At 71.1% G+C, this 12,830-nt stretch carries 12 protein-coding genes and 1 riboswitch; of the genes, 5 read left to right on the top strand and 7 right to left on the bottom strand.

Going from position 1 to position 12,830, the window contains the following annotated elements; translation table 11 throughout:
• Window positions 1-12 precede the first annotated feature (12 nt).
• From C4B68_RS31200 to C4B68_RS42540, 4 genes are all read right to left on the bottom strand, one after another.
• Window positions 13-804 (bottom strand): enoyl-CoA hydratase/isomerase family protein, encoded by a 792-nt coding sequence (locus C4B68_RS31200; RefSeq protein ID WP_099504648.1) that lies wholly within the window; start codon window positions 802-804, stop codon window positions 13-15.
• Between the two features lie 137 nt (window positions 805-941).
• Window positions 942-1,163, bottom strand: coding sequence for a helix-turn-helix domain-containing protein (locus C4B68_RS31195; protein WP_006123601.1), 222 nt, complete (start codon window positions 1,161-1,163; stop codon window positions 942-944).
• 390 nt (window positions 1,164-1,553) lie between these two features.
• Window positions 1,554-3,152 (bottom strand): ABC-F family ATP-binding cassette domain-containing protein, encoded by a 1,599-nt coding sequence (locus C4B68_RS31190; protein ID WP_099504646.1) that lies wholly within the window; start codon window positions 3,150-3,152, stop codon window positions 1,554-1,556.
• Window positions 3,153-3,244: 92 nt separating this feature from the next.
• On the bottom strand, window positions 3,245-4,186 hold the full coding sequence (locus C4B68_RS42540) for a PQQ-binding-like beta-propeller repeat protein (protein WP_180289335.1): 942 nt from the start codon (window positions 4,184-4,186) through the stop codon (window positions 3,245-3,247).
• A gap of 188 nt (window positions 4,187-4,374) precedes the next feature.
• On the opposite strand from C4B68_RS42540, the gene ypfJ reads away from it, so the two are divergent.
• The gene (gene ypfJ / locus C4B68_RS31180; RefSeq protein WP_099504645.1) at window positions 4,375-5,265 is read left to right on the top strand and encodes a KPN_02809 family neutral zinc metallopeptidase; all 891 of its coding nucleotides are present in this window, start codon (window positions 4,375-4,377) and stop codon (window positions 5,263-5,265) included.
• Window positions 5,266-5,381: 116 nt separating this feature from the next.
• Window positions 5,382-5,795: a VOC family protein gene (locus C4B68_RS31175; protein ID WP_099504644.1), complete on the top strand. Its 414-nt coding sequence runs from the start codon at window positions 5,382-5,384 to the stop codon at window positions 5,793-5,795.
• A gap of 55 nt (window positions 5,796-5,850) precedes the next feature.
• Here C4B68_RS31175 and C4B68_RS31170 read toward each other — a convergent pair whose 3' ends face one another.
• The 3 genes from C4B68_RS31170 to C4B68_RS31160 form a co-directional block, all read right to left on the bottom strand.
• Window positions 5,851-7,266, bottom strand: a complete 1,416-nt coding sequence (locus tag C4B68_RS31170; RefSeq protein ID WP_167459199.1) for a hypothetical protein — start codon at window positions 7,264-7,266, stop codon at window positions 5,851-5,853.
• Window positions 7,267-7,445: 179 nt separating this feature from the next.
• Complete coding sequence (locus tag C4B68_RS31165; RefSeq protein ID WP_373682251.1) at window positions 7,446-8,582, bottom strand: alpha/beta hydrolase; 1,137 nt, start codon at window positions 8,580-8,582, stop codon at window positions 7,446-7,448.
• Window positions 8,583-9,133: 551 nt separating this feature from the next.
• Window positions 9,134-9,847, bottom strand: coding sequence for a class II aldolase/adducin family protein (locus C4B68_RS31160; RefSeq protein ID WP_099504642.1), 714 nt, complete (start codon window positions 9,845-9,847; stop codon window positions 9,134-9,136).
• 196 nt (window positions 9,848-10,043) lie between these two features.
• Between C4B68_RS31160 and C4B68_RS31155 the strand changes: the two genes are divergently transcribed.
• The 3 genes from C4B68_RS31155 to C4B68_RS31145 all read left to right on the top strand — a co-directional run bounded on the left by C4B68_RS31155 (window position 10,044) and on the right by C4B68_RS31145 (window position 12,454).
• A complete protein-coding gene (locus tag C4B68_RS31155; RefSeq protein WP_240634534.1) occupies window positions 10,044-10,793 on the top strand; it encodes a lysozyme in 750 nt (249 codons plus the stop codon).
• A 179-nt stretch (window positions 10,794-10,972) separates the two neighbouring features.
• The gene (locus tag C4B68_RS31150; protein WP_099504640.1) at window positions 10,973-12,217 is read left to right on the top strand and encodes an inorganic phosphate transporter; all 1,245 of its coding nucleotides are present in this window, start codon (window positions 10,973-10,975) and stop codon (window positions 12,215-12,217) included.
• A 15-nt stretch (window positions 12,218-12,232) separates the two neighbouring features.
• Complete coding sequence (locus tag C4B68_RS31145) at window positions 12,233-12,454, top strand: hypothetical protein (RefSeq protein WP_099504639.1); 222 nt, start codon at window positions 12,233-12,235, stop codon at window positions 12,452-12,454.
• Window positions 12,455-12,627: 173 nt separating this feature from the next.
• Window positions 12,628-12,771, top strand: a riboswitch (cobalamin riboswitch).
• Window positions 12,772-12,830 lie beyond the last annotated feature (59 nt).

The following is a 12,830-nucleotide window of genomic DNA, read 5'->3' as shown; positions in this document are numbered from 1 at the left end:
CCCAAGGCAACCTCAGTCCCCCACCCCCGCAAGGTCCCGCAGCCGCCGTGCCTGAGCCTCGCGCTCGGCAACCCGCTGCTCCTCGTACGACCGCTCCTGCGCGCCGCGCAGCAAGGCCTTCGTCTCGATGACGGCGTCACGCGGCGCGGCCAGAAGCGCCGACGCCAAGTCACGTACCGCGTCGTCAAGCTGCCCGCCGGGCACCGCGAGGTTGGCGAGCCCGGTGCGCTCGGCCTCCTCGGCCGACACGAAACGTCCTGTCGCGCAGATTTCGAGCGCGCGGGCGTACCCCACGAGGCTCACCAGCGGATGCGTCCCCGTGAGGTCGGGGACGAGCCCGAGGCTGGTCTCGCGCATGGCGAACTGCACATCGTCCGCGACGACGCGCAGGTCACAGGCGAGCGCGAGCTGGAATCCCGCACCGATGGCATGTCCCTGGACGGCGGCGACGGACACGACGTCGCTACGCCGCCACCAGGTGAACGCCTCCTGGTACTCGGCGATGGTCGCGTCGAGCTCGGCATCGGAGCCGCGCGCGAGGTCGATGAACGACGGTTCCCCGTCGAAGCCCTCGGGCGTGAACGCCTGCCGGTCGAGCCCCGCGGAGAAGGACTTGCCCTCCGCGCGCAGGACCACCACGCGGACGGAGCCCGGCAGTGACCGGCCGGCCTGCGCCAACGCCCGCCACAGAGCGGGACTCTGGGCATTGCGCTTGGCCGGGTTGGTCAGCGTCACCGTGGCGATCGCGTCGTCAACGGTGAGCCGTACGCCGTCCTTGTCGAGAACCGGGTCGAACGAAGCCATGGGGCGCCTCCGATGGATGCGGTCGGATCAGGCGCGTACGCCATGAGGCACACACCTAAGTGACTGCACAGTAACCACCCGGTCGATCACCCGACCGACCGGGTGGCCACCACCGAAGCCGATGGGGACGCCCGGCCTCAGGCCGACGCGGCCTTCTTGCCCCGCGTCGCGCCACCACGCCCTCGGAGCGTGACGCCCGACTCACTGAGCATCCGGTGCACAAAGCCATACGAGCGGCCGGTCTCTTCGGCCAGCGCCCGGATACTCGCACCGGAGTCGTACTTCTTCTTCAGGTCTGCCGCGAGCTTGTCGCGCGCGGCGCCGGTCACCCGGCTGCCCTTCTTCAGAGTCTCGGCCACCCGTGCCTCCTCATGGGAAGTGCGCTCTGGACTCTCATGATCACCCCTCCTGGGCCTCGTGGCCACCCATTCGGCAAGGTCCGTAGGACAAGGTTTTGACGACAGGCGCCCATCCCCACGAGTGGAATTTCAGGTTCCGGCTGCCGTAGTCCGTACGGCCGAACGGGTTCTTCCGCGAAGTACCTGGTCAGCGACGCGAGACGGCCGAGCCCTTGGGAACAAAGGGCTCGGCCATGAAATCGATGTAGGACACACCTCGGTACGAGGAGATCTCACACAGATGAAGGATCACGGATCGGCCGAATGATCCATACGCAGTGGATCAGTCATTCGATCAAGCGGCGGTGACCCGCCGTCCGGGGCTTCAGGGACATCCGGGGCGCCCGGGGCTCAGGCGAGGGCCACCAGGTCCGCGTAGTCGGCGCCCCACAGGTCCTCGACGCCGTCCGGCAGCAGGATGATCCGCTCCGGCTGGAGCGCCTCGACGGCGCCCTCGTCGTGGGTGACGAGGACGACGGCGCCCTTGTAGGTGCGCAGCGCGCCGAGGATCTCCTCGCGGCTGGCCGGGTCGAGGTTGTTCGTCGGCTCGTCGAGCAGCAGGACGTTCGCGGAGGAAACCACCAGCGTCGCGAGCGCGAGACGGGTCTTCTCACCACCGGAGAGGACGCCGGCCGGCTTGTCGACGTCGTCGCCGGAGAACAGGAACGAGCCGAGCGTCTTGCGGACCTCGACCAGGTCCAGGTCGGGGGCGGCGGAGCGCATGTTCTCCAGGACCGTGCGCTCCGGGTCGAGCGTCTCGTGCTCCTGCGCGTAGTAGCCGAGCTTGAGGCCGTGGCCCTCGATCACCTGGCCGGTGTCGGGCTTCTCGGCGCCGCCGAGCAGCTTCAGCAGGGTCGTCTTGCCGGCGCCGTTCAGGCCCAGGATGACCACCCGCGAACCCTTGTCGATGGCCAGGTCGACATCGGTGAAGATCTCCAGCGAGCCGTACGACTTCGACAGGCCCTCGGCCAGGAGCGGGGTCTTGCCGCAGGGCGCGGGCTCCGGGAAGCGCAGCTTGGCGACCTTGTCGGAGACGCGGACCGCCTCCAGGCCGGCGAGCAGCTTGTCGGCCCGCTTGGCCATGTTCTGTGCGGCCACCGTCTTGGTGGCCTTGGCGCGCATCTTGTCCGCCTGCGAGTTCAGCGCGGCGGCCTTCTTCTCGGCGTTCTGCCGCTCGCGCTTGCGACGCTTCTCGTCGGCCTCGCGCTGCTGCTGGTAGAGCTTCCAGCCCATGTTGTAGACGTCGATCTGGGCGCGGTTGGCGTCCAGGTAGAAGACCTTGTTGACGACCGTCTCGACCAGGTCGACGTCGTGGGAGATCACGATGAAGCCGCCGCGGTAGGTCTTGAGGTAGTCACGCAGCCAGACGATCGAGTCGGCGTCGAGGTGGTTGGTCGGCTCGTCGAGCAGGAGCGTGTCGGCGTCCGAGAACAGGATGCGGGCCAGCTCGACACGGCGGCGCTGACCACCGGAGAGCGTGTGCAGCGGCTGGCCGAGCACACGGTCGGGCAGGTTGAGCGCGGCGGCGATGGTGGCGGCCTCGGCCTCGGCGGCGTATCCGCCCTTGGTGAGGAACTCCGTCTCCTGGCGCTCGTACTGCCTCATGGCCTTTTCGCGGGTGGCGCCGGTGCCGTTGGCGATCCGCTGCTCGTTCTCGCGCATCTTGCGGATCAGGGTGTCCAGGCCACGCGCGGAGAGGATGCGGTCCCGGGCGAGTACGTCGAGGTCGCCGGTACGCGGGTCCTGCGGCAGATAGCCCACCTCGCCGGAGCGGGTGACGTTGCCGGCGGCGGGGATGCCCTCACCCGCGAGGACCTTGGTCAGGGTCGTCTTGCCCGCGCCGTTGCGGCCGACCAGGCCGATGCGGTCGCCCTTGGCGATACGGAAGGTGGCGGACTCGATGAGGATGCGGGCGCCGGCGCGCAGCTCGATACCGGAGGCGGAGATCACGGACAGACTCCAGGGCGGGGGTCGTTGGCGGGGTGGGCGGCTGAGGACGTTCCCGCCGTCTAATGCGCGAGGAGAATGGCCATGGGCCAAGTCTAACGGGGCCGTGCAACCACTTTTCCTGCGTGCGCGTGCTCGGCGCTGTGACGCTCGCCCCGCCGCTCGTTGCCCAGCGGCGTACGGTCCGGGGTGATCCTGCCCACGTCGTCCACGGCGACGATCTCGCCGGTCCACTCGTCGGTGGCGGCGCAGGGCTGCGCGATCAGAAGCGCGGCGCCGTTACGTACCGCGCGCGCGGGCTCGAAAGCGCAGCCCCGTCGGGCGGGCAGCACCCAGCGCAGGTCCCCGTCGGCGATGCGGTACGCGGCCACGCGCTGCGGAGTGACCACGGCGAGCATGCGGGGGCCGAGGGTCCACAGCACGCCCGCTCCCCCGTGGGCCGCGAGCCATGGCGCGGCCCCGGGGAGACCCCGGTGCCAGCGCACCGCGCTGCCGTCCGCGCGCACGGTGGCGGTGACCATCCCGTCGTCCCAGAGCGCGATCGCGTCCCCGCGCGCGGGGATCACGACCAATGGCCGCCGCCCCTCCCGCGCATACGTCCACCGGGGGCGCCCGCTCCCTCCGTCGTACGCCTCCACGACGGCCCCTCTCGTCCGCAGCGGGGGGCGCGTCGCGTGCTCCACGCGCGCGTGGACGGCGTGAACGGTGAGGCGGTCCCCGTAGGGGACAGGTCGGGCCTGATGGGCCGTGGCGAGGAGGGGGGCTGTCAGGAGGAGGGCGAGCGTGGTGGGGAGGAGGCGGCGGAGGGTACGGGAGGCGCGGGTCGGGGGGTGCGGGCGCTCGGGGTTCGTGGGGAGGAGCAGGGGTCCGGGCTTCGCGGGCGGTACGGCCCCGGGCCTCGCGTGCGGTAGGGCCCTGGGGGTCGCGGGTCGCCGGGTGGCGGTGTCCGGCCGGGGCGGGGTCTGGTGGGCCGACGGGGCCTGGGGGTTCCGGGTGGGTGGGTTCTGGGCCGTCGTCTCGATCGGCAGAACGACCACCTTGCCCCCTTCGCCGGCACGGCCCACGGATCAGGCGGAGAGCGTAGGCGCGGGTGGCCGGAGGGCTGTCGGGACACGGCGTACGGGCGGGAGCGCGTCCCCCGTTCGGACCTTCGCCCAAGGCCGGGGCCCTGCGGGCGTATGAGGATGGCGCCACGGAGCGACGTACCGCAGAGGGAGGTGTGCCCATGCAGTTCGACGACGACGCCGACCTGGACACCTCCGAGGTCCAGGATGTGCGCGGCAGTCGAATCCCGGGCGGCAGGGCGACCGTCGGTGGCGGCATCGCCGGCCTGATCGCCCTGCTCCTCGGTCTGTTCTTCGGAGTCGGTCCCGACCAGCTCGGACTCTCCTCCGGCGACGACCAGCCCGAGGCGGCCTCCTCCTCCCTCGCCCAGGTCCAGCAGACCTGCAAGAAGGGACGGGACGCGAACGCCCAGGAGGACTGCCGCATGGTGGCGGTGGTCAACAGCGTGCAGGCCTTCTGGACGCAGGAGTTCAGGCGCCGCGCCGGCACGTACACCCTTTCCCCGACGGTCTTCTTCGGCAATCGGGTCGGCACGGCCTGCGGCACCGCCACGTCCGCCGTCGGGCCCTTCTACTGCCCCGGCGACCGCAAGGTCTATCTCGACCTGGACTTCTTCAACGATCTGCGCACCAAGTTCGGCTCGAGCGGCGGGCCGTTCGCGCAGGCGTATGTGGTGGCGCACGAGTACGGGCATCACGTGCAGGACCTGATGGGCACGCTCGGCAGGTCGCAGGACGGACTGACCGGCGCGGGCAGCAACTCGGTGAAGGTGGAGCTGCAGGCCGACTGTTACGCCGGAGTGTGGGCGCACCACGCGACGACGACGAAGGACGCCTCGACGGGCAGACCCCTGATCACCAGTCTCACGGACGCCGACATCCGCGACGGCCTGGACGCGGCGGCGGCCGTCGGCGACGACCGGATCCAGGAGACGTTCCAGGGCCGGGTGACTCCGGAGACCTGGACGCACGGCTCGGCCGAGCAGCGCCAGCAGTGGTTCTACGAGGGCTACAGGACCGGTGACATGGCGCGGTGCAACACGTTCCGCTGAGACGGCACGGCACCGCACCGCGAACGGCTGCCGCGCGCCGGGGCGTTGTCAGTGGCCGGTGCAAGACTGGGCACCAGATCGGATTCCGGCGGCGGGACGAGTAGGGAGTGATCGGAATGGCAGGCATGGACGGCGGGCGCCCGAGCATCTACCCGAGTCTGCTGTACGCGGACGCGAAGGCGGCGATCAGGCAGCTCACGGAGGCCTTCGGCTTCACCGAACTGTCTGTGTACGAGGGCGAGGACGGCTCGGTGATGCACGCCGAGCTGGTGCAGGGCAATGGCGCTGTGATGCTCGGCTCCAAGGGCCGCGGCGGCCGCTTCGACGAGGCGATGAAGGGCGCGGGCCCCTGCGGGGTGTACATCGTCGTGGACGACGTCGACGCACACCACCAGCAGGCCGTGGACCACGGCGCGGAGATCCTGATGCCCCCGACGGACCAGGACTACGGCTCGCGGGACTATATGGCCCGGGACATCGAGGGCAATATCTGGAGCTTTGGTATATACGCCCCTGAGATAGGGGTGTAGGGCCTCGGAGCCCCCGCGCTCGACTCCCGCGTCGGCTTTCCCACCGGCTTCCCTGTCAGCTCCCCCCGGTGTGCACCTGGAAGGCGGCCCGGCGTACGGCCTTGGCGAGCGCCGGGTCCGGGTGGGCGGCGGCGAGCGCGACCAGGACCTGCACGGTGCGGGGGTGACCGACCGCGCGTACCGCGTCGAGGAGCGCGGGCACGGTGGGCTGCACCGCGGACTCCAAGTGCCGTACGAGGAGCGGGGCTTCACCGTGGTCGGCGACGGCGGCCGCGGTGTCGACCCACAGCCAGGTGGTCTCCTCGCGGGTGAGTACCTCGTGGGCGTCCTCGGGGTCGTGGCCGTCGTGCTCGGCGAGCCATAGCAGGGCGTAGGGGCGAAGCGAGGTCTCCTCGGCCACGGCGCGTACGTCGGGCTCGGCGGGGGCGCCGACCACACGCAGCGCCTCGAAGGCGAGACCGCGGGTGAGGGCGTCCTCGCCGCGGGCGGCGTCGAGGAGTTCGGTGACGGCGCTGCCGACGGGGCGGGCGGCGAGCCAGGCGCGGTACTCGGCGCGGGCCGCGTTGGGGCGCAGCTGGGCGCAGCCGCGGAGCATGTCCTCGGCGGACTGCTCGATGTTCCCGGCGGGGCTCTGCGCGGCGACGCAGATCTGCTCCAGCTTGACCCAGACCGCCCAGCTGCCGAGCGGGGTGAGGGTGGCCTGGCCGTCGGCGCAGGTGAGCGCGCCCACGGAGGCGAGGGCGTGCAGGGCCCAGTCGAGGAGGGGGGCGAGGGGGGCGTCCGTGTCCTCGGCGGTCTCGGGGGTGGCCTCCGGGGCGGACTCCGGCTGGGGGCCGTACGGGATTTCGCAGCGCTCGGTGCGCAGTTCCGTGACGCGCTGTTCGAGGAGGTCGAGGAGTTGCTCCACGGGGACGGGCCCCGCGGAGAGCTGGAGGAAGGAGAGCACCTGAGGCATCGCGGAGACGACCTCGGCGACGGCGGCGGGTTCGCGGTCCGTGGGCTCCGGATACGCGAGCGACCAGGCGTCGAAGAGGGCGACCCAGCCGCGCAGTACGGCGCTGTCGTCGCGGTTCCAGGCGCGCAGCCGCCAGCCCGGGCGGGCGCTGTCGCCGTGCACCTCGACGAGACCCGCCAGGCGTGCGGTGTCCCAGTCGGCACGGACCTGAGCCGAGGTCAGCCCCAGGTCCGCGGCGGCCCGTTCGGCGGTGGCGTCGGAGAGGGCGCCCTTGCCGTCGGGGCTCGCGCCGTCGCGCCCGGGGCGCAGGGCGGCGTCGGCCCAGCGGGCGACACGGGCCGCGCCGGCCAGGCCGGTGCGCGCCATGCGGGCCAGTTCCGCGGGCGGCGGTGTGCCCTCGGGCGGCCTCGGTGCGGGGCGGGGCGTGCGGCGCTGGGTCACCGCTCGGGGGGCCGTGGCCAGGGGCCGCGGGCTGACGAGTCGGAGCCTGGAGTCGCGCGGGGTACGGGACGTCACGGGTGCAGTCTTCCGGTTGACGGTCCGAAAACCCAAACGGAATGTCACGGGGGGCGATGGGGGTGGTCGGAGCACAGGGTTCCGCGGGCGCCCGACACGCAGGAAGGTGCCATCGCGAGAGTTGTCCGGGGCGGAACCGGAAGGGGGCGCTCGGGGGCTACATCAAGGGGGTTCGGGGGCTACATCAAGGGGGTGAGGAAGCGGCGCAGGGCCTCTTCGTAGCCGTCCGGGTCGGCGTTCCACATGGCGCCGTGGGGGGCGTTCGGGACCGTGTGCAGGGTGACCAGGTCCGGGCGGCGGTCGGCGAGGCGGCGTGAGGCTGCCCAGGGGGCGATCGTGTCGTCCGGGCCGTGCAGCACGAGGGTCGGCACCGTGAGGTGCTCGGGGTGCGCGGCGTTCTCGATGCGGTCGCCGTGCAGGCCGGTACGGCCTCTCGCGGCGCGCACCGCGAGAGGCAGCAGGACGCTGGGGGTGTGGCGGGCCGAGGCGAGGGCGCGCAGCGTGGTCTCCCACTCGAGGACGGGCGAGTCCAGGACGAGGCCGGAGATCCGCTCGCGCACGGCGGAGTGCGCGGCGGCGCGCAGGGCCATGGTGGCGCCGGTGGACCAGCCGTACAGGACGACCTGCTCGGCGCCGTACCGCACGGCGTACCGGATGGCCGCGTCGAGGTCGCGCCACTCGGTCTCACCGAGATGGCTGAGGCCGTCCTGGGGGCGGGGGGCGCCGAGGTCGCCGCGGTAGGCGAGGTCGAGTACGGGGAAGTGGTGGCGGTTCAGGAACCCCATCACGTTCATCGGGTGCTCCCGGGCGGCGCCCAGGCCGTGCACGGTGATCACCCAGGTGTCGCGGACGGAGGGCACGAACCAGGCGGGCAGGACGCCGAGTTCACCGGGGATGTCGACGTCGGCGTGGTCGAGGCCCAGGGCCGTGCTGGGGTTGCCGATGTGCAGGTTCGGGGTGAGCCACACCTTGTCGCCGGGTTCCAGGGAGCCGTGGGTGACGCGTTCCAGGCGGCGTACGACCGTGTCGACGGAGTGGGCGGTGTTCATGACCGGGCCGACGATCGCGTGGCAGGCGTCGCCGGCGAGGCCGTAGGTGCCTGGGCGTTGGGAGGCCAGGTGCCGGGTGAGGGCGACCCCGCCCGCCGTCGCGCCGTGGACGGTGAGCCGGGGTTCCGTGGGCAGGGGTTTGCCGGGCGCCGCCTTGAGCGCGGCGTCGCTGGCGAGGCGGCCTGCCGCAACGGAGGCTGCGCCCGCGGCTATGGCTGCGGTGACGGTTGCGGCGGCGGCTGTGACGGCGGCTCTGATCCTGCGCACGGGTCCAGTCTCCCGGGGGAGCCCGCTGTCGGCCAGTGGGGGCGGGGCCCTGCTTGCGGATCGCCTGCTGCCGGTGGGTGGGTCGGGGCCGTGCCGGTACATCCGCCCGTCGTGGCCGGTGGATCAGACGTGGGAATACAGAAACCCTCTCCAGATCCGAACGGGGCGACGGGCATGTGATGTACCGGCACGGCCCCTCCCGCGCGCTGGCGACTGCGGGTGCGTGGGGGCGGGCCACCTCCACACCCCGCCCGGCGAAGGTGGTTTCAGCCCGCACGGCGAAGCCCCTCCGCCCGCCCGGCGAAGCCTCTCGGCCCGTCCGGCGTTCGAGGACGTGGCAACGAGGCACACCCCCACCCACCCCGCTCCTCCGCCTCTCCCACCCACCCCGCCGCACCCTCCACCCCGCCCGGCGAAGGTGCTTTCAGCCCGTCCGGCGTTTGAGGACGAGGCCGTTCAGGCCGAAGCGGGGGTCTGGGGGCGGCAGCCCCCAGGTACGGGATGGGTAGGGGCGGAGGGGGCGAAAAACAGCCCCACTCGCAGCGGAGTGGCTAGTTCTTCTGGCCGTAGGAGCGGAGGCGGGTGCCCGCTTCCTGGAGTTGGTCGGGGGACAGCAGGTGGGGGGTGAGGCCCGGGACGGAGGAGGAGAGGAGCCAGACTCGGGACATCCATTCCAGCTGGGCTGTGCGGTCGTAGGCCTGGGAGAGGGACGCCCCGTAGGCGATGGTGCCGTGGTTCTGGAGAAGGCAGGCGGTGCGGTCGGTGAGCGCCTGGAGCATGTTCTCGGCCAACTCCGGGGTGCCGTATGTCGCATACGGGGCAACACGGACCGGCCCGCCGAGGGCACCCGCCATGTAGTGAATCAGCGGGAGCTCCGCGACGAGCGTCGAGACGGCCGTCGCGTGTGCGGCGTGGGTGTGGACGACGGCGCGCGCGTCGGTCGCACGGTAGATCGCGAGATGCATCGGCAATTCGCTGGTCGGAAGAAGCGAACCGAGCACCTGCCGGCCATCGAGGTCCACACCGACCGCGTCGTCCGGCGCCAGCCGGTCGTACGGCACCCCCGTCGGCGTGACCAGGACGGTGTCACCCACGCGGACGGACACGTTGCCCGACGTGCCGACGACCAGCCCGTCGGCCACCGTCCGGCGGGCGGTCGCGACGAGCTCGCCCCAGGCCCGCTCCACCGCGTCCCACCCGTCCCGCTCGGGCTCCACCTGTGCGTCCTCCCGTACGTCCCGTGCGTCCCGCCGCTGCTCAGCCATGCCGCGATCCTGCCAGGCGGGGACGTCAACGCGCCGCAGGCGAGGGCATTTTAGGCCGGAACCCGAGCATCGGTAAGGTCGCATATCCACATAAATCCCCCTCTACCGCCGGTTGGCTTGCGATCGACGGGCATGCACTGATCTTCCAGTAGCCTCTGTGGGATTTGTCATGCACGTCGCCATTCCGGGGGGAAATGTGGCCCATGACCACAAACCGTTCCGTCGTCGTGCCCACGTCATAGTGGCAACCGCTGTCGTGGGGGCGCTCACCGCCGGGGGGACCGTTCTCGCCACGGTTCCGGTCTCCGCGGCGAGCAAGCCCAAGGGGCATGACGTCTCCTCACACCAGAAGAACGTCAATTGGCAGAGCGCGAAAGCAAAGGGCGCCCGGTTCGCCTACGTCAAGGCGACCGAGTCCCACACGTACCGCAATCCGTACTACAGCCAGCAGTACAACGGCGCGCGCAACGTGGGCATGATCCGTGGCGCCTATCACTTCGCGCTGCCGGACAAGTCGTCCGGCGCCACCCAGGCCAGGTACTTCGTGCGCAACGGCGGCGCCTGGCGCGCGGACGGCTGGACGCTGCCGCCCGCGCTGGACATCGAGTACAACCCGTACAGCAAGCGCAAGTGCTACGGCCTGAGCAAAGCCAAGATGGTGAGCTGGATCAAGGCGTTCAGTGACGAGGTCAAGCGCCAGACCGGCCGCCGCCCGGTGATCTACACGACCACCCACTGGTGGAACAACTGCACCGGGGGCAGTCGCGCCTTCGCCGGGACCCACTCTCTGTGGCTCGCCCGCTACGACTCGGCGAACGCGGGCGCACTGCCCGCCGGCTGGTCGTACTGGACGTTCTGGCAGTACGACAACAGCGGCAGCCTGCCGGGTGACCAGAACCTCTTCAACGGATCCATGGCCCAGCTCAAGAGGCTCGCGCGCGGCTAGAGAATGGAAGCGGAGCCCGACATTCCGACTCCGTTCGAACCTCCCGGACCGCCCCTCCAGTGCAAACCGAGGGGCGGTCCACCGTTTGAGACACCCCAAGTACCCCGTCAGTTCATCTTTCGTTCACCCAGGTTGCCTACGGTCCACTCGCCACTGACGTCCAATAGAAGCCTGGGTAAATGGAACACATCACGCTCCTCCTTGGAATCGTGATCGTCACCGCTCTCGTGTTCGATTTCACGAACGGTTTCCACGACACTGCCAACGCGATGGCGACGACCATCTCGACCGGCGCTCTGAAGCCCAAGACGGCGGTGGCCATGTCCGCCGTGCTGAACCTGGTCGGCGCGTTCCTCTCCGTGGAGGTCGCCAAGACGATCTCCGGCGGCATCATCGACGAAGCGGGCATACGCACCGAAGTGATCTTCGCGGCGCTCGTCGGCGCCATTCTCTGGAATCTGCTGACCTGGCTCCTGGGTCTGCCCTCCAGCTCCTCCCACGCCCTCTTCGGTGGCCTGATCGGCGCCGCCGTCATGTCGGCCGGCTGGTCGTCGGTGAACGGCTCGACCGTCATCACCAAGGTGCTGATCCCCGCGGTCGCCGCGCCCATCGTGGCCGGACTCGCCGCGATGCTCGCCACCCGGCTGACGTACAAGATCGGCGGGCGCGTCGAGGACAAGGCGACCGCCAAGGGCTACCGCGCGGGCCAGATCGCCTCCGCCGGCCTGGTCTCCCTCGCCCACGGCACGAACGACGCCCAGAAGACGATGGGCATCATCACCCTCGCCCTGGTCACCGGCGGCGTCATCGCCCCGGGCTCGAACCCCCCGATGTGGGTCATCGTCTCGGCCGGTATCGCCATCGCGCTCGGCACCTACCTGGGCGGCTGGCGCATCATCCGCACGATGGGCAAGGGCCTCACCGACCTGGCGCCGCCGCAGGGCTTCGCCGCCCAGACCAGCGCCGCGAGCGCCATCCTGGCCTCCTCCCACATCGGCTTCTCGCTCTCCACCACCCAGGTCTGCTCCGGCGCTGTGATGGGCTCGGGCCTCGGCCGCAAGGGCGGTGTCGTCCGCTGGTCGACCGCGACCCGGATGTTCGTCGCGTGGGGCCTGACCCTCCCGGCCGCCGGTCTGGCCGGTGCCTCCGCGGAGTTCCTCACCCAGCAGGGCACGTGGGGCATCATCGCCACGGGCGTGCTGCTGGTGGCGGGCGCCGGAATCATCTGGACGCTCTCCCGTCGCCAGCCGGTCACCGTCGACAATGTCAACGACATCGAGCCCGCGGGCGTCGTCACCACCGGGGTCGCGGCGGTCACCCCGCCGCCGGCCGGCCCGACGGCCACCGTCGCCGGCCTGAAGACCATGATCCCGTCCCCGTCCCCGTCCCCGGACGCGGAGCCCACCAGCCCGGCCACGGTGTAAGGAACGAACGACAGCATGCACATCGACTGGCAGGCCCTCGCCTCCGTCTTCGGAGTCAGCCTCCTCAGCACCGTGGCCCTCGTCGGCCTGTTCACCCTCGGCATCGTCGCACTCTCCAAGCGCGAGTCGGCGTCCGTCTCGGGCGGCTCGGCGACCCTCGCGGTCACGGGCGCGTACGCCTGCTTCGCCGCCTGCGCGGCGGCGGTGGCGTACGGGATCTTCATCATCGTGTCCTGACAAGGACGACGCCGCACGGTTCGACAGCCGGGCGGGTACGGGACGCCGCGTCCCGTACCCGCCCGTCGGCGTTCCTGCACAGGGCGGCTCGGCGGTCGCGGTGGGGATGTCGCAGTGGCGGCGATGTGGGCCTCGGCACACTCTCCCCGTGCAGGTCAACAGCCAGTTGACGGGTCTTCCAACCCCGTGGTGGACTTCCGGAGCCAAGTACGGCGGCAATGAGAGGAAGCCCGGTGCGAATCCGGCGCGGTCCCGCCACTGTCACCGGGGAACGAAGTTCCCCGGGAGCCAGGAACTCTCGCCGCCGGTCTCGTCGAACCAGGGCGTGGACACCCTGAGTGAGGACATATTGCCATGCGCGGCTGCGCCCATGACT

This window comes from Streptomyces dengpaensis, assembly GCF_002946835.1.
Lineage (GTDB): Bacteria > Actinomycetota > Actinomycetes > Streptomycetales > Streptomycetaceae > Streptomyces > Streptomyces dengpaensis.
This window is presented reverse-complemented; position numbering and strand designations above follow the sequence as displayed.

Excerpts from the sequence above, each read along its gene's own strand:
- C4B68_RS31175 (WP_099504644.1), top strand. The coding sequence starts at position 5,382 with ATGGCAGGCATGGACGGCGGGCGCCCGAGCATCTACCCGAGTCTGCTG.
- C4B68_RS31145 (WP_099504639.1), top strand. The coding sequence starts at position 12,233 with ATGCACATCGACTGGCAGGCCCTCGCCTCCGTCTTCGGAGTCAGCCTC.
- C4B68_RS31200 (WP_099504648.1), bottom strand. The coding sequence starts at position 804 with ATGGCTTCGTTCGACCCGGTTCTCGACAAGGACGGCGTACGGCTCACC.
- C4B68_RS31160 (WP_099504642.1), bottom strand. The coding sequence starts at position 9,847 with ATGGCTGAGCAGCGGCGGGACGCACGGGACGTACGGGAGGACGCACAG.
- ypfJ (WP_099504645.1), top strand. The coding sequence starts at position 4,375 with ATGCAGTTCGACGACGACGCCGACCTGGACACCTCCGAGGTCCAGGAT.
- C4B68_RS31150 (WP_099504640.1), top strand. The coding sequence starts at position 10,973 with ATGGAACACATCACGCTCCTCCTTGGAATCGTGATCGTCACCGCTCTC.